Source organism: Weissella confusa (genome assembly GCA_041871065.1).
Lineage (GTDB): Bacteria > Bacillota > Bacilli > Lactobacillales > Lactobacillaceae > Weissella > Weissella confusa_A.
The window spans coordinates 2,174,214-2,197,339 of record CP168942.1 but is presented as its reverse complement, the minus strand read 5'-3'; the positions used below and the strand labels follow the sequence as shown (position 1 = coordinate 2,197,339).

Below are 23,126 nucleotides of genomic sequence, written 5' to 3'. Positions count from 1 at the left end.
CGCATGGTTATGCGAGTTGGTGCTATTACTTTTAATGTCTAATGATTAACCAAAGATGTGGTGGGCGATGTTTTCAGCATCACGCAAGTTCTTGTCGTTAACACCTGAACGAGGTGCGAACGTCGTGAACCATGACCAACCTTCAGTAGGGACACCCCATACGTACAAGCCGTCGACTTCGTTATCGTTTTCATCGATAACAACCAACGTTTCCTTGTTCATACGAGTACCACCGACAACATAAGTTGAGCCATCAGCCTTTGTGTATTCTGCAGCGCTCAAAACGCCACGATCACGCAAGTTAGCAACCAATGGGTTAACTGAGTTTGCCAATGAAACAGAGAACAAACGAGCCTCAACTAGGTTGTTAACCGCCCATGAGTTACCACGGTTGTCTGTTGCTAGGTAGTGATCATCTTGGACAGAAACGGCCAAGCCAGGTCCAGCAATCGTCAAAACACCAGCTTCAATCAAAGCACGCATTTGCTCAACACGTAGGACAGGAGGTCCAACGGAAATCAATGAGTTGAATGGGTTGAACTTTGAAAGGAACTTGGCATACTCGTCAGCTGACAAGTAACCAGCGTCCAAGTAGTGACGGATGATACCACGAACGTCACGCAACATGTCGAAGGCACCGGCATACGGCGCATCGTTGTTACCTTGGTAAGCGTCGTTAATGTCCCAAGTTAGGTAGTTCATCATGAAGTCGCTGTATTCAACTTCAGCAGGTACGTCATTAACTGGGTTCAAAATACGCTCCCAGTCCATGATGTACTCTTCAGCGACACCAAACTTACGAGCAGTTTCATTCAAATCGTCACTCTCGGCCAAAGCGTTCATAAACGTTTCAGCGTTAAATGGCCATGTCACACCCAAGTCGTTAATTGTGTTTTGGTAGTGCTTGTACTCCAATTCCTTACGCAACAACGTGAAGAATTCATCGTAAGACACTTGACCGTTTGACTTTGCAGCCAAGGCGTCCAAGTTTTCGCTCGTAAAGAACTTTGGTTGGTAACCTTCAGCTTCGACCTTTTGGTTAACACCACGGGCGTGCATAGGCAATCCCTTGCGAGAACCGGCGATCATGTGTGGCTCCTTACCTGATGGCAAGTAGTACAAGACCCCGTTGTTGTCACGAGAGAAGCGTCCGCCACGGCTGATTGTCAACTTAGCGATGTAGTCAAAGAAACTCAATCCCAAACCACGCAAAACAACCTTTTCGCGTGCTGGCACAGCATCCAAGTCAGCTTCTGATGGGTGCGTTGGTGCAACGTACAACAAGTCAGCATTTTCATCTGCTGCGGCAGCGAAAACCTTTTGCTCGTCGTCCAAGTCGTTATCAACGTGACCCAAAGCCATAACGACGTGATCAGCCTTAACTGATGAATTGTCGTCCAAAGTTACCGTGTACTCATCGCCATTCTTCACAACGTCTGAAACAGACTTGCGCTCGTATGACAACGTCACGTTAGCTGGCACGTGGGCACCCAAGTGTTCAAAGAACCATTGTGAGTACACACCGAACAAGGCACGTGAAGTGAAACGGTTAGGGTTAATACGCGTCAACTCGTCCAAGAAGTAAGCTTCGTTTTCGAAGTTGTGCATCTTAACATATTCCTTACCGTAAGTTACAGCCCACTCGTAGAAGTTAGGTCCGTATAGGGCAGTAGATGCATGGTTAGGAACTGATGGATCTGTGAACAACGTCAATTGTTGCGTCACAGTGTTCATCAAAAATGTTGGATCTTGATCTGGATTCCAAACACGACCTCCGATTGGGAATGGGTCGTATAACGTAATGTCTACGGGGTCAGTCGTCTTCTTGGCGTGCGCCATCAAGCGCTCAACCAACGTCAAGTTTCGAGGACCAGCTCCGACCAATGCAATATTCATTAGTTCTCACTCTCTTCCTGCTTAAATGCTGCTAATTCTTCGGGTGAATAGATACCGATATCCTTCACGTAGATGTTACCGGCACGCTTCAAGCCTTCGTTTTGTAGCAACCCTTGCTTTGGGTAGGCAAAGGTTACTGTTGCGGTGGCACGAATGGCAGAGCCAAGGATTTCTCCTGTTGTTGCGTGCAAACCAGAAGGCACATCAACTGAGACAACTGGAATGTTTGCGGCATTTACTCGTTTAATAATATCACCAAGTTTGCTTGGAACGGGTTTAGAAAGGCCAATTCCAAACAAAGCGTCGACGATAACAGTGTAATTACGGAAATCACGGACACGATTTTGCGTTTCAATGCCGTATCCGCGAGCAATCTTCAATTGGGTAGCTGTGTTAGCCGTTGCACGGTGTTCATCGCCTAGGATAAGTAGGTCGACGTTGACGCCCTTTTGGGTCAACATACGCGCAATAGCGACACCATCACCACCGTTGTTACCCAAACCGGCGATGACGAGGACGTTAGCCAAGTCGAATGACCCAGCTGCGAGAACATCAATCACAGACATTGCGGCGCGCTCCATCAACACTAATGAGGGCACACCAATTTCTTCGATCGTGTAACGATCGAATCGTTGCATGTCTTGTGCGGTTACTGCTTCAACCATGAAAAGTAACCTCCTTAATTTAATAGGTATAATAGCAAAAACGTCGATTAGGACGTTCACAGTTTATTATATCGCAAGTCACTGCTAAAATGTCTTTAGGAGCGTGTTTAGATTGACACAAAGTAAGTGAAGGAAAGAAGGACTATTCGTAATGAATGAAGGATCAATCCCAGAAGATATGACGCAAGTGGCTGACCGTGTTGCTTTGATGGCAGCGCGTGGCTTCCCAGTTAGTGAAGATGATGTGATCAAGGAAGCGCTAAAGCTAGGTTTCCAAGACATTATCGATGAGCGCATGGAAGGCAATTACTTTACGGTTCGTTGGGATGAAGATTTCCGCGCCCTACAAGTATTCGGTATTGGTAACGCCTATGAAGGCGAAGCAAAGCCGGAAGATGAACAACCTAGCTACATCGAGCAATTTAAGGCAAATGCCATGAATGTTTGGCTTGCACTAGACCGTGCGGCAAGCAAAATCATCGGTCGTTAAACTTAAATTTCTTTTAATGCCAGGCCTTAAAGCTGAATTTAAGACTGGTTGTGTTATATAGTAGGAACAGAAATTATTAATCTCGTACGATTCTCGTACCAATAGAATAAGGGAGTTTTTTATCATGGAAAACATGCGCAAGTATCTTGCCGAGTTCTTCGGAACGTTGATGTTGGTTGCCATGGGAACTGGCGTTGTTGTCTTCGTCGGAACTCAAACTGGTCCATTGCCAGTTGCCTTGGCCTTTGGGTTGGCTGTTGTAGCCGGAGCATATGCCTTTGGTTCAATCTCAGGTGGTCACTTTAACCCAGCCGTTTCATTTGCTGCTGCCATTAACGGTCGCATCTCATGGATGGATTACTTGGGTTACGTTGTTTCACAAATCATCGGTGCCTTTGCAGGTTCAGCCGTTGTTTTGGGTTTCATGAAGGCTTTCGGTGCTCCAGCAGCAACGATTAAGCAAGTTGGATTTGGTCAAACGAACTTTACGTCACCAATTTCATTCTTGTCAGCTTCATTGATCGAAGCATTCTTGACGTTCGTCTTTGTCTTGGTAATCTTGATGGTTACGGCTAAGAAGAACGCAGCTATCTCATCAGTTGCACCATTCGTCATCGGTTTGACTTTGGCTGCTTTGATCATGCTTGGTTTGCAAGCAACTGGTGCTTCATTGAACCCTGCACGTTCATTGGCACCTGCTGCCTTCCTTGCAATCTTCGGTTCATCAGCTGCATTGACTAACATTGGTGCCTACATCGTAGGTCCATTGGTTGGTGCCGCTTTGGCAGCCGTAGTTGCTAAGTTTGGTTTGGGTTCTGAAGAAGACTAATAATCAATCATTAAAATGCGTATCGTCTATGTGACGATACGCATTTTTGTTTTCAGGACGAAAATAATGCCTTTATTTTGTACACTCGTGACGAAAGAGGTTAAAATAAAATCAACAAATCAAGATTGGTCAAACCAAGGAGGGATTTCATCATGAAGGCAGTACAAATTAAGGCATTTGGGGACGTTGATGTACTTGAGGAAGTTGAAGTCGACACACCTAAGATTTTGAAGAAGCAAGTATTGGTTAAGAATCATGCAACTGCAATTGATCCTTATGACGTGAAGTTTGTGCAAGGATTGATGGGTGAGGCTGATAAGCTACCATTGATTCCTGGCTCAAGTGTCGTTGGCGAAGTGATTGCGGTTGGTGAAGAAGTCACTGACTTCAAGGTTGGTGATCGTGTCGCTGCAACGCGTCACCACCAAACGTATGCCGAAGAAGTTCCGGTTGGTCAATCTGCAGTTGCTAAGGTGCCAGAAGGCGTCGATGATGTTCACGCAGTTGCGGCTGTTGTGGGTGCAGCAACTGGGTACCAAATGATTACGGATGATTTGGATGTGCAACCTGGTCAAAAGGTTTTGATTCAAGGTGGTGCCGGTAGTGTTGGTTCTGTTGCGATTCAAGCAGCTTTGAACCGTGGTGCAGTTGTCTATGCAACGGCAAAGCCAGCTGACTTTGACTATCTAAAGTCATTGGGGGATGTGACGCCAGTTGATTATCACACTGCTTATGAGAATGACTTGTCAGACTTTGATGCGGTGTTGGATACGATCGGTGGGGATGTCGCCATCCAATCTGCGAAGGTTTTGAAGCAAGGCGGTAAGTTGCGTAACTTGACTGGTTTTGATGAAGAAGCCATCAGTAAGTTTGATATTGATGCAGTACACACTTATCAAAACGGAAAGCGTCCAAACTTGGCAGCGTTGTTGGATGATATGGCAGCTGGTAAGATTGTTGTTAAGGTTGGGGATGTTAAGCCATTCTCAGTTGAAGCATTGCGTGAAGCACACGCAGCTGCTCGCCAAGCCTCATTGGCAGGTAAGGCGGTATTTACCTTTTAATTAAAGATTAAAATCAGGCGATTGTTTCATGTGAAACAATCGCCTGTTGTTACAATACGGGTAGAGGGATTTATTATTATGCTATTTACAGAACGCGATTATTATGAAGATGTTGTTGCGATGCTAAATGCACGTGGCGTTGAATTAAAGGATATTGCAGAGTTGGTCTTGTTTGGTCAACGTGCGATTATTCCTGACTTGACGATGGCTGATGCAATCGATTCAGTGCAACACGTTTTGCACAAGACTGAAGTGCAAGATGCGGTCATGACCGGTCTAGCTATCGATGACTTAGCAGAAGCAAAGCAATTGCCACAACCATTGCAAAGCCGTATCGACCGTGACCACGGCACATATGGGATTGATGAACAATTGGTTATGTCAATTTTGGGTGTGTACGGCACGATTTCATGGACGAACTTTGGTTACCTTGATCGCATGAAGCCAGGTATTGTTGGTCGTTTGAACGACGAACAACACCGCGGTGGCCGCGTGAACACGTTTATTGATGATATCGTGTCAGCCATCGCCGCTGCAGCACAAGCGCGTATCGCACACGATTAAAAAATAGGACGCACAGCCAAATGGTTGTGCGTCCTATTTTGTATAGTCAGAATTACATGATGCCGTTTGCCTTGGCAGCTTCAATCAAATCGAGCTCCTTGGCGCTTTGAACAGGTGTTGGTGTACCGTCAACGTTAATTGACTCAATCCCCTTCTTTTCCAACAACTTCTTCAACTTATTCTTTTGTGACATAATTCCATTACCTCCTGCACATTAATTGCGCGTCAGGTGTTTGGCCCGGCGTGTATGTCTACGTTTATTAGTGTAGCGCTTTATCACTGATTTGTTAAATCATGTGTTTAAATGATTCGGAAAAATTTGCATGACAATATTTCTTGCGCGGTGTATTTAAAAGGCGTAGCATAGTTTCTCGTAGTTTTGTCTCTCATATAGGGGAGAGATACATAAAATCCGACCGATTGTTTCACATGAAACAATCAGATCGAGAAAACATAGGATCGTAAGGTGGGAAAATGAGTAGAGAAATAAAAGTTGCCTTATTGATGGCAGCTAGTTTATTTATGGATGTCATGGACGGTACCATCGTCACGACGGCATTACCAAAAATGGCGCAGAATTTTAATGTGTCTGCTGCCACGATTAGTCTGTTGGTAAGTACATATATGATTGCGGTTGCCGTATTTATTCCATTGAGTGGTTGGATTGCGCAACGTTTAGGTAATAAGCGTATTTGGTTATTGGCTGTGGCATTGTTTACGATCAGTTCTTTGGGTAGTGCCTTGGCACCAAATTTCGCCGTGCTATTAACAATGCGTGTGATTCAAGGAATCGCTGGTGCCATGATGACGCCAACAGCGCGCTTAATTGTGTTGGAAAAGACGCCGGCTAATCAATTGTTGCGTATGATTAGTTATCTAGTGTGGCCATCGTTGGTTGCGCCAGCGTTGGCACCGGTGATTGGTGGTATGTTCGTCACATACTTCACGTGGCACTGGATTTTCTTGATTAATTTGCCAATCGGTATTATCGCCTTTTTGATTGGGATGCATTTGTTGCCGAAGGATGAGGTTAAGCAAGCGCGTGCCTTTGACGTGCGTGGTTTCATTGAGCTGGCCTTGGCATCAGTTGCTTTGTTGGCTGGAGCAGAAATGGTCGCTCGCACCGGTACGGTTGTTTGGTACGGCTTGATTCTGGTAGTCATTGGTATCTTGTTGGGTGTGAATGTCTTCTTCCACTTGCGTAAGGCTGAGAATCCATTATTCTCAGTTGATGCCATGAAGGTACCGACGTTCCGTGTTTTCCAAACTGGTGGGACAATCTTCCAAGTTACGATTGCTAGTTTGCCATACGTTTTGACAGTATTGCTCCAAACGGTATTTGGCTGGACGGCTGCACGTGCCGGTTGGTATGTGTTGTTTATCTTCGTTGGTAATATTGGTATCAAGCCATTCACGAATCCAATCATTCGCAAGTTGGGCTTCCGCGGTGCGCTGGTTGCCTCATTCTCAATGCTAGCTTTAAGTTCATTTGCCTTGGCGTTGGTACGTCCAACATCACCAGCAGTTTGGATTATGTTGTTGGCATTGATTTCTGGTGTCGGCCGTTCATTGGCGTTTACGTCATATAACGGTTTGCAATTCACTGAAATTGCGCCAGAAGATCGTAATGGCGCCAACACGTTAACGGCGGTTACACAAAGTATGGGACAAGGATTAGGTATTTCATTGATTACTGTGATTATCCACTTGTTCCAAACGCACTTCTCACTGCAAGGTGCGTACTCATGGGGCTTCGTTGTCCTGGGTGTATTCGCCATCATCCCAATGTTGGAGATTTTGACGCTGCCTAAGGATGCAGGTTCAGAAGCAATTCAATAGTAAAAACTAGACCAATTGTCAGAAATGGTATACGCCAATTTGACAATTGGTCTATTTTATTCCCTTTTTAATTCGCACGGTTAATGCACGGTGCTATAGTAATTTACATTGATTAAGAGATTGAAAGAGAGAATTGGTACATGTCAATTATGTTTGCTTTGATTCCTGCGGTTTTGTGGGGTGCGATGGGAATTGTGAACGGCTGGGCTGGTGGTCGTGTCGCAAATCAAATTTTGGGTGGTGCACTTGGATCACTTGTATTTTCAATTGTTGTTGGCGTTTACGCATACATTGAAGCACCAACCACATCAGTTGTGTTTAGCATGGCGGGATTGACGTACATTCTTTCAGGAATTGCGTGGGCAGCTGGAACGAGTTTCCAACTAGCCGCCTTCAAGAAGATGGGTGTGTCACAAGCGTCAGGTTTGAATACTGCCGGACAAATTGCTGTGAATGCCTTGGTCGGTGCAGCCGTGTTCGGTGAATGGACGGGCGCACACCAATGGACAATTGGTTTGTTGGCCATCGCCTCAGTAATTGTTGGTGTGTTCTTGATTTCAGGTAAGCCATCTAACTTGAACAAAGACGGTGTTCGTCTAACGGCCATCTCAGTCTTTGCCTACATGATTTACTTCATGATTCCTAAGACGGTTGCTATTCTTGATTTGGTTCACGTGAACACGGGGACGTTGCACAACACAATGGCCTTGTCATTGCCAATTGCCATCGGACAAACAATCGGTGCGTTGGTCTTCGGTATCATTATCTTCAACGGTGGTAACTTGAGCTTGCCATTGTTGACGAAGGAAACGGCTAAGAACGGAATCGCCGGTGTGATGTGGGGGACTGGAGAAGTGATGATCCGTTTGGCAGTGTTGAATCCAGCGGTTGGACAAGCCAAGGCATCAACGTTGTCACAAATGGGAATCATCGTTTCAACGATGGGTGCCATCATCATCTTGAAGGAGCGCAAGACGAAGCGCCAAATCATCGGAATTGGAATTGGTGCTATCTTCGTTATGCTAGGTGGTATCTTGGTCACAATGGCCGGTTAATAAATAAGTTTTAATCTATCATTCGTTTGGCTGCGGGTGATGGATTTTTTGTTTAATTCTAAAAACCGCAAAAATTAAAAATGTAAACAAAATGAGAAAAGGCTAGACAAACACTACACCTAGATGATAAAGTTCTAACCATACTAAAAACGCCAAAAGGAGGGCAGACCTATGAATAACCGAATTAGCACAGCTATGATCATGACGACGTCCTCTGACTCAACCACCCGTTTGTGGTTGAGTAACTTTGACGTGCAATAATAATTGTATTTCACAAAGCCACTCAACCATGTTGGTACCCTTATACACAGACTGTATAGGCGTATCAGGGGTTGAGTGGCTTTTTTGTATACTTAGGGGCTTTAAGGAAAGATGAGGTAGACATTATGGTAGGCAATGAACGACATTTGAAACGCTCAATGGGTGTTTGGACTGGTATTTCAATCGTTATCGGAACGGTTATTGGATCAGGTATTTTCTTCAAGCAAGGGCAAGTTTTGGAGACCGCTGGTAGCACAACAGGTGCTTTGTGGGCCTGGATTGCTGGTGGTGTGGTAACGTTGGCGGCCGGTTTGACGATTTCTGAAATCGGGGCGCACATCCCACAAACTGGTGGTATCTATACATACATGGAAAAGTTGTATGGTAAGTTTTGGGGATTCTTGACTGGCTGGACGCAGGTTGTTGTCTATGCACCAGCGATCGTAGCCTCGATCTCAGCTTACTTTGCTTACTTGTTTGCGAACTTCTTTGGTTTGCCAGAGAGCAGTGTTGTCTGGATTGGGTTGGCAGCGTTGGTGTTGGTAACGGCGATGAATTCATTGGATAATCGCATTGCCTCAATGTTCCAAGTCGCAACAACAAGTATCAAGTTGATTCCGATTGCCGTGTTGATGGTGTTCGGTTTGTTCTTCGGTAAGGCTGATGCGTTGGGTCAAACGGTTTCACAATTGTCATCAACGGCAACTGGTAACTTTGGAATGGCTGTGTTGGCAACGCTGTTTGCGTATGATGGTTGGGCAACGTTGACGAACTTGGGTGGTGAATTGAAGGATCCACGTCGTAACATTCCACGTTCAATCATTTGGGGTGTCTTGATTGTTATGATTGCCTATGTTGGTGTGTCATACGGGGTTTACCGTGCGATGCCAGCTGATCAAATCGTGAAGTTGGGTAACAATGTCACATTCGAAGTGGCTAAGTCAGCGTTCGGTGAGCTGGGTGGACGTTTGTTGTCAGTTGGTATCTTGGTATCAATGGCTGGAACGTTGAATGGTAAGATGTTGGCATTCCCTCGAATGGTTTATGCTATGTCACATGATGGTGTGTTGCCTAAGTTCTTGGGAACGTTGAACAAGGCGCAAGCACCAGTTGGCGCACTTTGGACGACGGCTGTCTTGGCCGGTGCGTTGATGTTCACGTCAAAGGCTGACTGGTTGTCAGACATGGCTGTGTTTGTTATCTGGTTGTTCTACACGGCAACGTTCTTTGGTATTTTCATCTTGCGTGCCCGTAATAAGAAGGCTGGCTTGGAAAAGGATCCGGAAGTGTTTAGCGTACCGCTATTCCCATTCATCCCATTGGTTGCCATCTTGGGAGCGTTGTTCATTTTGGTAAACACGTTGATTTCAAGCTTTACGATGGTGTTGATTTCATTCATCTTCGTGGGTATTGGTGTGCCGGTTTACCTGTACTACAAGAATAAGAAATAATGTGTAAAAAAATAGCGTCGCTACGAAATTTCGTAGCGACGCTATTTTAGTTATTCAGCAATTTGCTTGTGCTTGTTCGTAGCAAAGAAGAAAATTGATAGCAAAATCAAGAATCCAGCACCAATCATAACTGAGATACGCGTCTCAGGATTGATGAACATGAAGACAACGATTAGCAACAAGGCGAAGATGGCAAAGTAATTTGATAGTGGATAAAGCGGCATTTTGAATGGGTGATCCTTCAAAAGTTCTTTATTTGAACGGCGGAATGACAATTCTGACCACAAAATAACGAACCAAGGCACCATACCAGGCAACACACTTGAGCTATAAACCAGCACGAAGATGTTAGCCGTAGACTTGCTGTAGATTGAAAGAACCGTGTTCAAAATCAAACCAAGCAAGATACCACCTGAAATTCCCAAGATTGAAACGTAAGGAACTTGGTGTGAAGACAACTTTTGGAAGATGCCTGACGTTTCCTTGTCACGAGACAACTTGTACAACATACGACTTGAACTGTAGATACCAGAGTTGGCACCTGACATAGCGGCCGTCAAAACAACAAAGTTAATGATTCCAGCGGCACCGGCGATACCAACCTTTGAGAACGTCTCAACGAATGGTGAACCAACGGCAGCTAATTGGTTCCAAGGGTAAATCGTCACGATAACGAAGATAGCCCCGATGTAGAAAATCAAGATACGCCAAACAACTGACTTAACTGACTTAACGATGGCGTTACGTGGATCAGCTGCTTCACCAGCAGTGATACCAAGTACTTCGATTCCTTGATATGAACCAACGATAATTGAAAGTGAGAAGATGAATCCCTTTACACCGCCGGTAAAGAAACCGCCGTGTGACCAAAGGTTTGAAAGGCCGATTGCGTGCCAGTGATTACCTAGACCGAGGAAGATAACCATCACTCCGATGACAATCATCAAAATAATCGTCACAACCTTAATCATCGCGAAGTAGAACTCCATCGTACCGTAAGCTTTAGCGGAAGCAAGATTGGCTAGCGTCAAAGTTGCGATAACCACCACGCCGGAAATCCAACCGGGTAGGTTAGGCCACCAGTAATTCAAATACGTACTAACGGCAATAACTTCACTAATACCAACCACGATATATTGGAAGACGTTACTCCACTTTGTTAGGTAACCGGCCAAGGGGTGAATGTAATTCGTTGCATAATCGGCAAATGAACCGGTCGTTGGGTTGATGAAAATCATCTCACCCAAGGCACGCATCACAAGGTAAAGAAGCAACCCCACGAAAGCGTATGCTAGCAAAACTGAAGGCCCGGTCCACTTAATGGTAGAAGTTGATCCCATAAAGAGTCCAACTCCGATCGTGCCACCGAGGGCAATCATCTGCATTTGATTTGACGTCAGGGAGCGCTTAAGCTGCACTTCCTCTGGTTTTTTATCTGCCATATTCCTATTCTCCTCTATGTATACAAAAAGACCGTCCAACCGAACGCGCACCGCAATGGGGTGTCGAACTGGTTGGACGGTCTGTTAATATCGTTTGTTAACAGCACATTAAATATCCCAACCAGCAAAAATGGTGGTTGAGGTGGTGGTTGTCATACCAACAAGTTGATTTGCATTAATGAAATCGTTCATCATGATGACGACCGCCCTTTCTGTACTTAATGATTAGAATTTTATCATTATTACTTTTAGTGCGCAAGTTAAAAAGGTACATAAAATTCCTCAGACGGTTAAACGTTTTTATGAAAAATATTTAATAAAAAGTCGGAAATATCCGAGAATTAGGCGTTTCTGGTGCCTAATTATGTTGACAGTAAACGGTTTTAAATGTAGAATAATCACATCATTTTTTAATTATTTAGAGTGCAATAATAGTGTTTTAGGTTATTAGTTTTAGTAGTGAAACGAGGAGTTTTTATGGAACAAAAGAGTTTGTTCTCGCGCATGGCGCGAAAGGAAGACCCGCAAAATTACGCTGACAAGGATGGTCATTTGAAGCCAGTCCTTGGCATGCGTGAGATGATTGCCATGGGTGTTGGAACTGTTGTTGGAGCTGGTATCTTTACGATGCCTGGAATCGTGGCCGCTGATTATGCGGGTCCTGCGGTTGTCTTGTCATTCGTAATTGCCGCCATTATCGCTGGTTTGTCAGCGTTGGCATATTCAGAATTTGCTTCTGCAATGCCATTTGCCGGATCAATCTACTCATGGGCAAATGTTATTTACGGTGAGTTCATTGGTTGGTTGTCAGGATGGGCTGTTTTGGCTGAGTACTTGATTGCCTTGGCGCTGATTTCAGCATCATGGTCATCATACTTCCAAGGATTCTTATCAGGATTCGGAATTGCGCTTCCTAAGGCACTAACGGCATCATTTAACGCAGGTAACGGTACTTGGTTCGACTTGTTCGGTGCTTTGTCATTGTTGGTTGTCGGTCACTTGGTATCACGTGGTGTTAAGGGTGCAGCCAAGATTGAAAACTGGTTGGTTATCGGTAAGATTGCGGTTATCGTCTTGTTCATCGTTGTTGGTGCCACGGCAATTCAATTGCAAAACTGGTTGCCATTCGTACCTAAGCACGTGCCTGGTACGAACTTCGGTGGTGTCCACGGTATCTTCATGGGTGCAGCACAAGTCTTCTTCGCTTACATCGGATTTGACACAATCGCTGCTAACTCAGCTGAAGTTAAGGATGCACAACGCACGATGCCACGTGCCATCATCGGTACGTTGTTGATTGCGACGGTTTTGTTCGTTGGTGTTGCTGGTGTCTTGACTGGTATGTACAAGTACACGAAGTACGCAAACAACGCTGAGCCTGCTGCTTGGGCATTGCGTGAGTCAGGTCACTTGTTCACGGCTAACTTGCTTTCAGTTGTGGCTTTGGTTGGAATGTTCTCAGGTTTGATTGCCTTGATGATCGGTGGATCACGTTTGGTTTACTCATTCGGTCGAGATGGTTTGATGCCACAAGCATTCGCAAAGTTGGATTCACGTGGTTTGCCATTTAACGCGACGGTTGTTTTGACGGTCTTGGGTGTTATCTTGGGCGCTGTCTTCCCGGTTGGTATGTTGGCTAACTTGGTTTCAGCTGGTACGTTGATTGCCTTTATCGTTGCTTCAGTTGGTATTTTGAAGTTGCGTAAGCGTGAAGATATTGATCACTCAGGCTACAAGATGCCTTGGTATCCAGTATTGCCAATCATCTCAGCACTTGCTTCATTGGGATTGTTCTTCTCATTGAACAAGGATGCGTTGATTTTGGCGCTTGGATGGGTTGTCATCGGAGCGATTGTTTACGTCTTGTACGGTGCTAAGCACAGTAACAAGGGTTAATATAAGTTAAATAAAAGGGCGAGTTGCATTGGTTGCGACTCGCCCTTTTTGCATGGCGCTGATGTGAAAATAAATTGGGCGGACAGGATAACCTGTGCGATAATGAGTGAATGAATAAGTGAAGTAGGGGAGGGTAGGTCAATGAAAGACGTCCTTGTATTAACAACTGGTGGCACAATTGCGTCGACCAAAACAGAAAACGGTTTGGCACCTGGTCTTGATGCTGAAACGTTGATTGGCTATTTTGAACGACGCCCAGGTGTTAATCTATCGGTTGAAAGTGTCATGAGTAAGGACTCAACCAACATGCAACCAGAAGATTGGTTGGATTTGGCGACACGCATTCAACAGCATCATGATAACTATGATGCCTTTATTATTACCCACGGTACAGATACGATGGGATATACGGCAGCAGGCCTCTCATACCTCCTCTATGGGTTTGATAAGCCAGTTGTGTTAACTGGGTCGCAAGTACCGCTGGGGATGGTTGAGACGGACGCTGTGCGCAATTTGCACGATGCGCTGACCTTTGCCAGCCAAACGGACCTGCAGGGTGTCTATCTAGTCTTCAATGGCTTAGTGATGGCCGGTACGCGTGCGGTAAAGACCAAGTCAAAGAGTTATGATGCCTTTGAAAGTATCAACTACCCATATATTGCCAGTGTGTCTGAGGGTAACATGGTGCCGTTGTATCAACCGGAACCAGAAGAACCGGTATTAACGCCAAGTATTTCATTGGATCCAAATGTGTTTGTGTTGAAGGCTTTTCCTGGATTGACGGTTGATATCTTTGATTATTTGGCTGCTCATGTTCATGGTGTCATCATCGAGAGCTTTGGAAATGGTGGGTTGCCATTTGAACGACGCAACTTAATTCCGGGGATTGAGAAGTTAATTGCAGCGGACATTCCGGTGATTATCACGACGCAAATTTTGGAAGAGGGTCAGGATATTTACCTCTATGAAGTTGGTAAGAAAGTGGCTGATGCTGGTGGTATTACGGCCGGTGATATGAATACGGAAGCGATTGTGGCGAAGCTGATGTGGGTACTGGCTCAGACGCGTGAGCTTGAGACGGTTAAAACACTTATGCAAACGCCAATCGCGCACGACTTGGATTTTGTATAATACAATTAACGTTACAAAAACTGCCTGTTACAGGCGTTACAAGCAAAAGTGAGGGTAAAATGGCTGATTTGAAGTATGATGTCCTAGAAAAATTTGGCGTTCTCTCAACGAGTAAAAGTGGTTGGGAAATGCAGTTGAATTTTGTGCAGTGGGGTGACAATACGCCTAAGTTTGACTTGCGTACTTGGTCGCCAGACGGTAGCAAAATGGGTAAAGGTTTGACGTTGACCCACGATGAAATCGTGAAGTTGTATGAGGTGCTTGGCGACGTACTTGCAGTTGAAAATGGTGCTCAAGCATCTGTTAAAACTGAGGCGCCGGCGCCGGCTGAAGATTATTTGGCCGAAATGTACTACGCTGACCAAGATGAAGAAGCTGCGGAGGAAGCTGCCGAAGATGCAGATCGTCCAAAGTGGGGTCGCCTAAGCGATTTATAAAGTAGACTGGGAATGTCGGAGGTTTTTAGACCTACGACGTGACCAAGTCGCCCTTATCAGGTGCGTCTTTGGTCTTGCGCCTGACTGAAGTCAGGTGTTTTAGACCAACAGCTGCTGTGATAAAGCAGACTGGGAATGTCGGAAGTTTTAGACCGACAGCTGCTGTGTTAATTAATTAACGGTATTAATAGTTAGGTATACAATTAATCGCACGTGGAATGATTTTCCGCGTGCGATTTTTGTTAGCCCTATTAATTAAGACGTTTTTGATGACAAAATCGCATAAAAGACGCGTCTTAAATGCCTTGATACCGGCGTTTTTCTCCTCTAAACTGGCCGTAACGGATCAAGGGGGATTTGAGATGCGATTATTAGTTGTAGATTTGGGGGAGTTACGTCAGGGACACGTGGATTGGCAGTTGTTTGTTGAAAATCTGCTAGATGCTGGTGTTGAGACAGTGGTGTTATTGAATGCGGTGCAACATGCTTCGGCTGGTGCGCCGGTTTTCTTTGGAAATGGTGTCTTGCCTCGTGATGGTGTCACACATGTGTGGGCAGATAACCCGGTTTTGCTGGTTGATGAAGCGTTGCGTCGACAGGAGGAATACTGGCATTGGGCGTGGTCGAAGGTTGGTCGTCGGAACGGTGCAGAATATGGGGTCGCAATTATCCAAATGGGATGGATTCGTCGCGTTTGGTGTCGTCCGTTTTCAAGCGGGAATGGGATTCATGTGTTCGATGTTGGTCGTCATGTTATTGTAGTGCCAACTGTGAGTGGGCGAGGGGAGGGGCGACCAGTTGAATTGATCGAAAGTACGCATGATTATTTACATGGTCAATTGAAACCGATGTTTATGTTGCCACCAGAACAATGGTTATATCGATTGCGTGATTATGATTGGGTGCGTTGTGATGACTTAGCCCAACAACGTGTGCAATCGATAGGAGATGAAATACCGGTTGTAGTAGATTATGATGCGGCGATTGTGTCGATTGAACCGTGGCAACCGCTGCTTGATACACCGCTTAAAACAAGTTTGATAAATTCACTTGATTAAAGCTTTTTGTATAATGCAAATGATGTATCATCTGACTTTGTATAACGTTGATATTGGATTGGACTGTGGTCTGCCTATGAATAGTTGTATAATGTAAGGAACAACTACGATTGAGGGTAATGACATGAACAAAGCGCCACAACGCGTGCAAGGAATCTTTGATGGTCTTGCACAAGATTACGACAAGATGAACGACATTATTAGTTTGGGAACGCACCGTAGCTGGCGTACAAAGACGATGGCTGCAATTGATGTGCCAAAAAACGGCCAAATCCTTGATGTGGCAGCTGGGACTGGTGATTGGACGATTGCTCTGGCTAAGGAGCTTGGTGAAAAAGGCCATGTAACTGGTTTTGACTTGAGTTCGGAAATGTTGGCGGTCGCCCGTGAAAAGGTTGTGGCAGCTGGTGTTAGTTACTGGGTGACGTTGACGCAAGGTAACGCGATGGAGTTGCCTTATGAAGACGACACGTTTGACTTGGTGACGATTGGATTCGGTCTACGTAACTTGCCTGATACAGCTAAGGGTCTGCAAGAGTTGTACCGCGTGTTGAAGCCGGGTGGTGAATTGGTTGTTTTGGAAACGTCACAACCGGACAATCCAGTGATCAAGCCTTTCTGGAAGATGTATTTCAAGGGTGTTATGCCGATGATGGGTAAGGTGTTTGCTCACGATAAGGATTCATACGATTACCTAGAAAAGACGACAGAAGAATTTATGTCATTTAAGGCGTTGGCTGATTTGATGACCGATACTGGTTTCAAGACAGTCACATACCAACGATTTAATTTTGGTGCCGCTGCAGCGCACTACGGCATTAAGTAAAAACTCTTTTCTTCTATATAGAAGGGGAGGGGAGAGCAAAATAAAGACACGTTCCAAACGGAACGTGTCTTTATTAGTTGTTAGTCCAAATTGTAATCGATGTCCGGTGTAACCGTGGCACCTAACACATTTTTAAAATGCCAAAGTGCCCAGCGGTGCCCAGTTGGTGTGAAACTTGCAACGCCATCTGCGTGAACGGTGATGTTGTAGTTCAAGTTGTACGCATCAACCGCTGTATGCAAAATGCAAATGTCGGTATCGACACCAGTTAGATGAATGTCCTTGATGTCGCGTGAACGAAGGTAGTTATCCAAATCGGTATTGGCGAAACTGCTGTAACGATTTTTTGGATAAATCCAAACGTGATCATCATCCTTGTGTTCAGCAACCCAATCCGCTAAGACACCGTAGTATTCACGACCAGGTGTGTTGGCGACGTTGTGTGCTGGATAAAGTTTTGTTTCCGGGTGATAAGGGTCATTCGGTACGTGCAAATCAGTTGGCAAAATGACGGCATCGCCATTAGCCAAAAATTCATCTGCCAATTCTACCAGGCGAGGTGCAAGTGCTTGCGCTGACTCGCCAGCGGTTAGTGGTCCTTCTGGTGCAACGAAATCGTTTGTGTAATCAATAATCAACAAAGCCTTCATGACAAATCTCCTTGGGTTTGACCGATAGTGACAATGCATTCTCTTTCTTTGTTGGTTATTATACGTCTTTTACTACGGAAAGCCTACTTGCGAACTGGAATGATCATCGCAGTGAATGTTGATGATGAGGTTAGCTTATTTGTTTCCATGACGTAAGTGTCGATGCGCCAAGTTTGAATTTGGCGGCCGGCGTGGATTGGTGTCGCGATGGCGCGCAACGTACCTTCAGTTGCCTGGGCGACGTGGTGTGTGTGGATGTCTAATCCGACAGGTACTTGCTTTGTGTTATCGAGTCCGACGTTAGCGCCGAAGCTGCCGGCTGTTTCGGCGAGCAAGGCGTTCATGCCACCGTGCACGATGCCGTATGGTTGCTTGATTTCGTCGCGAATTGGCATGGTTAGAATGACTTCTTCGGCTGACATCTTTTCAACGGAAATGTTTAAATATTCAATCGCATTCATTTTTCTTTGAAACTCCTATATATGGATGTATTTATTTTGTATATGATTATAACTTTAACTAGGGCGAACAAGAAATCGTATAAATTGTTAAAGTGTTAAATATAAGTTTAACGGGTCTTTGGCCAAATTAGTAGAAAAAAGCTATAATTTAAAAAGCACATATTTGAGATAGAGAATATCGAAACCAGAAAGTGAGACTTAACATGACTGTAGAATGGACAGCGATTAAGGAATACTCAGAAATTTTGTTTGAGCGTTCAGATGCTGTAGCGAAGGTTACAATGAACAACCCGGCTCGTCACAACGCGTTTACGCCAGTGATGGTACAAGAGATGATTGATGCCTTCTCAATCGCCCGTGATGATGCTTCAATCGGCGTAATCATTTTGACGGGTGCTGGTGACAAGGCCTTTTCATCTGGTGGTGATCAATCAGTTCGTGGTAACGGTGGTTATGTTGGCCCTGACCACATTGCCCGTTTGAACGTGTTGGACTTGCAACACTTGATTCGTATTATTCCAAAGCCAGTTATTGCGATGGTTAAGGGATGGGCCGTTGGTGGTGGAAACATCTTGCAATTGGTCGCTGACTTGACGATTGCAGCTGATAACGCCATGTTTGGTCAAACTGGTCCTAAGGTTGGTTCATTCGATGCCGGTTATGGTTCAGGGTACTTGGCTCGTGTTATTGGACACAAGCGTGCTAAGGAAGTGTGGTTCTTGACGAAGTTCTACACGGCTGAAGAAGCTTACAGCATGAACTGGATTAACCGCGTTGTACCTTTGGCTGAAGTCGAAGATGCCACAATGGAGTGGGCTAACGAAATTTTGAAGAAGTCACCAACTGCTATTCGTTTCATCAAGGCAGCAATGAATGCTGACACTGATGGTTTGGCTGGTTTGCAACAATTCGCTGGTGACGCCACGATGTTGTACTACACGACGGATGAAGGTAAGGAAGGAAAGAACGCGTTCCTAGAAAAGCGCGAACCAGACTTCTCACAATTCCCTAAGTTCCCATAAAGAAAAACGAGCCCCGCATCGCTAAAAGACTGATGTGGGGCTTTGTGTTGAAAGGACATGGCAATGGAAAATTGGCTAACAAAGCGCGCTATGCTGACGCCAGATCGGATGGCAGTGCGCTTTGAAGATACAACGCTAACTTTTGCTGAAATGCGTCAACGCGTTTTGACAATTGCTGGCCAAATCACGCAACACATTGATACTAATGAACGCATCGCTTTGATTACGCCTAATAATCTAACGGGTTATTTGATGATTTTGGCGGTGCAACAACTTGATAAGACGGTTGTCTTGTTAAATCGCCGGCTGTCACCGCGCGAGATGGCGTTTCAACTAGACGATGCTGCCATTACGACGGTTATTCAAGATGATCGTTTTAATGGTGAGTTGCCATCGGTCAAGCAAGTTACGTTTGCTGAAGTTTTGGCAACAACTGCGGAGGCTATTGCCCCAGTTGCGGATTTCGACTTAGATAAAGTGACGTCAATTATGTATACGTCAGGTACTACGGGTAACCCAAAGGGCGTTATGCAGACGTTTGGTAACCACTTCTATTCAGCAGTTGGTTCTGCCTTGAATCTCGGGTTAACGCCGGATGATGTTTGGCTAGCAGCGGTGCCAATTTTCCACATCAGTGGGCTTTCAATTATGATGCGTTCATTGATTTACGGCATGGGTGTCAGTTTGTATGAACGATTTGATGTTGAAAAAATCAACGCCGAATTGATGGCTGGTCAAGTAACGACGATTTCGGTGGTGCCAGTTATGCTGAAGCAATTGTTGGCGCAACTACCTGAGGGTGCGAAGTATCATGAACGTTTCCGCACGATGCTGCTTGGCGGTGGCCCAACGGATTTGACGACGCTTGAAAAGGCGACGGCGGCTGGCATTGAAATTGTTCAATCATACGGTATGACGGAGACGGCTTCACAAGTGATTGCATTAGATGCAGCCAGCGCAACGAAGAAACTGGGTTCAGCTGGCAAACCTCTATTCCCAGTTGAAGTTCGAATTCAAAAGTCGAATGATGCTGATCAAGTTGGCCGTATTCAAATTAAGTCACCAACTTTGGCGGTTGGGTATTTGAATCGCCCTGATAAGTACGCCGAGTCATTTGTTGATGGCTGGTTCGATACCGGTGACATGGGTTGGTTGGATGACGATGGCTTTTTGTACGTTGAGGGTCGCGAGGGCGATATGATTTCATCAGGTGGCGAAAATGTCTTCCCAGATGAAATTGAATCTGTCTATGGCGAAGCGACGGCAATTGATCAAATTTCAGTTGTCGGCATCCCAGATGAACGTTGGGGTGCTGTACCTGTGGCGTTTTTGTCATTTAAGTCTGGTGAAACCATGGATTTTGCCAGTCTACGCACGTTTGGTCGTGAGCGTTTGGCGCACTATAAGGTGCCAGCGCGATTCTTTGTGACTGATAACTTCCCCCGCACGGCGAGCGGTAAGATTCAGCGTCATAAATTGCGTGACCAATTGGACGAGGCGCAAGAAATTAAATAGGAAATAAGTGAGTTGGTGTGACATTGGTATACACCAACTCATTTTTTAGTATATGGCTTTTTTTCGACTTACGTATAATAAGTGGGATGGTTTTAATCCACAATACAGGAAATATGAGAAGGGGATTTATTTATGTTGGGGGATAATGTTGGGCCGTATAAACGCCCAGTTTTTGGTCTGAAAAAGCGCTTGTTGGTATCTGGTGCGACTTTGGTAATGTTGGGGATGGCACCAGATGTGCGAGCAGATGATGCCGAAAATGGAACGTCGATGGTCGTGGGAGACACCGGCGTAATGAGCAATGAAAATGGTGACCGCGGTCCTGAAGATTGGGATTGGTCTACTGATGCGAGTGTTGCACAAACCGTTATGACAACGGTGAATGGTGCAGTTAATGCTGACGGTAAAGTGCTGCCAGCAGGAAGCAGTTTTGTGCAGTTGGTTGATGCGCGAATTGTGAACGGGTATGCGATTGGGCTGAAAATTGATAATGCCAATGGGCAATATCAATCAGGTGATACGTTGTCGATTCCACTGTGCGGTGAGATGGCATCGGCAACTGATCAGCATAAGCAAACGTTTAATTTGGTTCAGGCGACGGGTGTTCTGCAAAATGACGGTGCAACATTTGCACGCTATGAGGTAACAGGGCGCACGTTGAAGATTACCTTCACCACAACACCAATCGGTGAGGTGTCTTCACATCTGGCGATTACAGGTTCAACGTCATCGCCACTGCCGGAAGCCAAGATTTGGGCTGAAAAAACCGGTACGGCAAAGATTGTTTTTGGGGATGCAACGGTTCAAGGGACGTTTGAATTTAAATCGCGTTTCCAAGTTGATGCCCCAGGTGTTGCGACCCAGCAACTGTTCACGAAGAGCGATCAGGTGAGTGTGGGAAGCTATTATCAGGATGATGGCTACATGAATGCTTTGTTGCGCGGGGATGCGGATATAACCGCTAAAATTCGTGAAACGGGCACCTTTGCAACGGAAGATTTGATTCAATTGCAACATGTTCAAATTGAACACGGAACTGTGTTGTCTGCATCGTCATCGGCTGGCTATTCAACGTATTATGTTGTCGACAAAAATACAGCCGGCAAATATCAAGCTACCGTGATTTCGGCGACGGTCACTCAGATGAATACGGAGTCGATTGAGGCGCAAAACTTCATCGAATTTACTGAAGGCACGTCTGATGAAGATATTGTACGTGAGTTAGCATCGGTAGGGCGTGGTGCGTATACGATTCATTTGAATGCCGATGGGACGTATACAATGGCTTATAACATGGGGAATCCTTATGCGGACTGGGGTGTTGATAATTTCGGTGATGAAACATTTGGTGAATTCTGGTTAAGTCGTGACGCCGACGGGACATTGACGGCGGCTGATTTGAAGACTTTGGATGACAATATTGCCCGCGCTGGTGGGGCTAATCCATCTGAAGGAACGGGGTCGCACGGGCATCAGTTCTATATTCATTTCGCCGACAATACAGCCGTTAATGCGGTGACGAGTGTGTTGAAAACCTACAATGCAACTGGCGAATTATTGAATACGACCAAAATTGCCCGCGCAGCCACAACACCGGATGTCGTTGATATTAAGGGACAAGCGCGTTTGCGAGTGTTCCATATTGACGAAGGTGGGCATGAGCTGGCAACGACCGAAGTTAAGATTGCAAATCCAGGTACGCCGTATGAAACGTCGGCCAAGGAAATAGAGGATTACCACCTATTGCGTGTGACGGATAACGCAAGTGGCGCGTATGGTAAAGCGAACGAGACAACATCGGTCGTTTATGTGTATGTGGCATCGCCGGTTGATGATCCAGATTATATTTTCGAAGAAGATGTTGAAGAACCAGAAGATCCTGCTGTACCGTTGGATGATGAGCCTGAAGTGCCAGGCGAGCCAACTGTAGAGGAACCGAATGTGCCGGTACAACCAAGAGTCGCAGCCCCAGAAGACCCAATGGTTGATGTGCCAACGCCAGAAGTGGATACACCACAAACGGAAACACCGGATCAAGATGTTATCACGCCGATTGAAAATCCAACGCCATCAACAGTTACACCACAAATTGATACGCCAACACAAACGCCAGAACCAGAATTACCTGTGAAGGACCGTGTGTTAGTTCCGACAGAGACGCCTAAGTCAGTCGTAAATGGCAAGGTGGCGCCAATTGTTACGGCACCAACGCCCGCTGTTGAACCGGTGACCTTGAAGAAGACGGCTGGAATTGCATCGCCAACTTTGGTTGAAAAGGTCGCGGTTGAATTGCCAAAAACAGCGGCTGAACAGTCTGGTAACGCTTGGCTAAAGTGGGCCGGATTAAGTGGTATGGCCTTCTTTGGAATGCTAATTATTCGTCGAAAAAAGTAATCACCTTTTGCGCTTGAATTTCTAAAATGAGGGTCTATAATAATAGTCAATCTAGGAAAGGGGTGATACGTTTTGTCAGATTATAGCAATCAAACGATTCGTATCGCCCTTGTATAGGAAACAAGGGCGATACGTAATTGTATTTAGCCCGGTAGGCAACTACCGGACGGCCATGCAGAT

Annotated in this window: 21 protein-coding genes; 15 read left to right on the top strand and 6 right to left on the bottom strand. The window is 45.5% G+C overall.

Translation table 11 applies throughout. The features are described from left to right. Positions 1-45: 45 nt before the first annotated feature. Both ACAW68_10720 and ACAW68_10715 read right to left on the bottom strand, forming a co-directional pair. Positions 46-1,896 carry an FAD/NAD(P)-binding protein gene (locus ACAW68_10720; GenBank protein ID XGA15906.1) on the bottom strand — a complete coding sequence of 617 codons (1,851 nt, stop codon included), beginning with the start codon at positions 1,894-1,896 and terminating at the stop codon, positions 46-48. Continuing rightward, the gene (locus ACAW68_10715) at positions 1,896-2,561 is read right to left on the bottom strand and encodes an NAD(P)H-hydrate epimerase (protein XGA15905.1); all 666 of its coding nucleotides are present in this window, start codon (positions 2,559-2,561) and stop codon (positions 1,896-1,898) included. Before ACAW68_10715 ends, ACAW68_10720 begins: the two co-directional genes overlap by 1 nt. 151 nt (positions 2,562-2,712) lie before the next feature. On the opposite strand from ACAW68_10715, the gene ACAW68_10710 reads away from it, so the two are divergent. The 4 genes from ACAW68_10710 to ACAW68_10695 all read left to right on the top strand — a co-directional run bounded on the left by ACAW68_10710 (position 2,713) and on the right by ACAW68_10695 (position 5,508). Further along, positions 2,713-3,051: a hypothetical protein gene (locus ACAW68_10710; GenBank protein XGA15904.1), complete on the top strand. Its 339-nt coding sequence runs from the start codon at positions 2,713-2,715 to the stop codon at positions 3,049-3,051. 124 nt (positions 3,052-3,175) lie between these two features. After that, positions 3,176-3,880 carry an MIP/aquaporin family protein gene (locus tag ACAW68_10705; protein ID XGA15903.1) on the top strand — a complete coding sequence of 235 codons (705 nt, stop codon included), beginning with the start codon at positions 3,176-3,178 and terminating at the stop codon, positions 3,878-3,880. Positions 3,881-4,032: 152 nt separating this feature from the next. After that, on the top strand, positions 4,033-4,944 hold the full coding sequence (locus tag ACAW68_10700) for an NADP-dependent oxidoreductase (protein ID XGA15902.1): 912 nt from the start codon (positions 4,033-4,035) through the stop codon (positions 4,942-4,944). 78 nt (positions 4,945-5,022) lie between these two features. Next, positions 5,023-5,508, top strand: a complete 486-nt coding sequence (locus ACAW68_10695; protein XGA15901.1) for a phosphatidylglycerophosphatase A — start codon at positions 5,023-5,025, stop codon at positions 5,506-5,508. Between the two features lie 52 nt (positions 5,509-5,560). Here the strand turns inward: ACAW68_10695 and ACAW68_10690 are convergent, their stop codons facing one another. Further along, a complete protein-coding gene (locus ACAW68_10690) occupies positions 5,561-5,701 on the bottom strand; it encodes a hypothetical protein (protein ID XGA15900.1) in 141 nt (46 codons plus the stop codon). A 281-nt stretch (positions 5,702-5,982) separates the two neighbouring features. On the opposite strand from ACAW68_10690, the gene ACAW68_10685 reads away from it, so the two are divergent. The 3 genes from ACAW68_10685 to ACAW68_10675 all read left to right on the top strand — a co-directional run bounded on the left by ACAW68_10685 (position 5,983) and on the right by ACAW68_10675 (position 10,114). Next, entirely contained in the window at positions 5,983-7,347 is a 1,365-nt protein-coding gene (locus ACAW68_10685; protein ID XGA15899.1) for an MFS transporter, read from the top strand. Between the two features lie 140 nt (positions 7,348-7,487). Continuing rightward, entirely contained in the window at positions 7,488-8,402 is a 915-nt protein-coding gene (locus ACAW68_10680) for a GRP family sugar transporter (protein XGA15898.1), read from the top strand. Positions 8,403-8,788: 386 nt separating this feature from the next. Beyond that, positions 8,789-10,114, top strand: a complete 1,326-nt coding sequence (locus ACAW68_10675; protein ID XGA15897.1) for an APC family permease — start codon at positions 8,789-8,791, stop codon at positions 10,112-10,114. Between the two features lie 50 nt (positions 10,115-10,164). Here the strand turns inward: ACAW68_10675 and ACAW68_10670 are convergent, their stop codons facing one another. Continuing rightward, entirely contained in the window at positions 10,165-11,556 is a 1,392-nt protein-coding gene (locus ACAW68_10670; protein ID XGA15896.1) for an amino acid permease, read from the bottom strand. A 477-nt stretch (positions 11,557-12,033) separates the two neighbouring features. Here ACAW68_10670 and ACAW68_10665 point away from each other — a divergent pair, with 477 nt between their 5' ends. The 5 genes from ACAW68_10665 to ACAW68_10645 all read left to right on the top strand — a co-directional run bounded on the left by ACAW68_10665 (position 12,034) and on the right by ACAW68_10645 (position 16,904). Then, on the top strand, positions 12,034-13,452 hold the full coding sequence (locus ACAW68_10665) for an APC family permease (protein XGA15895.1): 1,419 nt from the start codon (positions 12,034-12,036) through the stop codon (positions 13,450-13,452). 141 nt (positions 13,453-13,593) lie between these two features. Beyond that, complete coding sequence (locus ACAW68_10660; GenBank protein XGA15894.1) at positions 13,594-14,583, top strand: asparaginase; 990 nt, start codon at positions 13,594-13,596, stop codon at positions 14,581-14,583. Between the two features lie 59 nt (positions 14,584-14,642). Then, positions 14,643-15,020 (top strand): YdbC family protein, encoded by a 378-nt coding sequence (locus tag ACAW68_10655; GenBank protein ID XGA15893.1) that lies wholly within the window; start codon positions 14,643-14,645, stop codon positions 15,018-15,020. Between the two features lie 362 nt (positions 15,021-15,382). Then, positions 15,383-16,078, top strand: coding sequence for a hypothetical protein (locus ACAW68_10650; protein ID XGA15892.1), 696 nt, complete (start codon positions 15,383-15,385; stop codon positions 16,076-16,078). A gap of 124 nt (positions 16,079-16,202) precedes the next feature. After that, positions 16,203-16,904 (top strand): demethylmenaquinone methyltransferase, encoded by a 702-nt coding sequence (locus ACAW68_10645; GenBank protein XGA15891.1) that lies wholly within the window; start codon positions 16,203-16,205, stop codon positions 16,902-16,904. 80 nt (positions 16,905-16,984) lie between these two features. Here ACAW68_10645 and ACAW68_10640 read toward each other — a convergent pair whose 3' ends face one another. Together ACAW68_10640 and ACAW68_10635 are read right to left on the bottom strand one after the other, a co-directional pair. Beyond that, complete coding sequence (locus ACAW68_10640) at positions 16,985-17,554, bottom strand: cysteine hydrolase family protein (protein XGA15890.1); 570 nt, start codon at positions 17,552-17,554, stop codon at positions 16,985-16,987. A gap of 83 nt (positions 17,555-17,637) precedes the next feature. Next, positions 17,638-18,015, bottom strand: a complete 378-nt coding sequence (locus ACAW68_10635; GenBank protein ID XGA15889.1) for a PaaI family thioesterase — start codon at positions 18,013-18,015, stop codon at positions 17,638-17,640. Positions 18,016-18,218: 203 nt separating this feature from the next. Here ACAW68_10635 and menB point away from each other — a divergent pair, with 203 nt between their 5' ends. From menB to ACAW68_10620, 3 genes are all read left to right on the top strand, one after another. Next, positions 18,219-19,037 (top strand): 1,4-dihydroxy-2-naphthoyl-CoA synthase, encoded by an 819-nt coding sequence (menB, locus tag ACAW68_10630; GenBank protein ID XGA15888.1) that lies wholly within the window; start codon positions 18,219-18,221, stop codon positions 19,035-19,037. A gap of 63 nt (positions 19,038-19,100) precedes the next feature. Beyond that, positions 19,101-20,552, top strand: coding sequence for an o-succinylbenzoate--CoA ligase (locus ACAW68_10625; protein ID XGA15887.1), 1,452 nt, complete (start codon positions 19,101-19,103; stop codon positions 20,550-20,552). A gap of 132 nt (positions 20,553-20,684) precedes the next feature. Further along, complete coding sequence (locus ACAW68_10620; GenBank protein ID XGA15886.1) at positions 20,685-22,946, top strand: MucBP domain-containing protein; 2,262 nt, start codon at positions 20,685-20,687, stop codon at positions 22,944-22,946. Positions 22,947-23,126 lie beyond the last annotated feature (180 nt).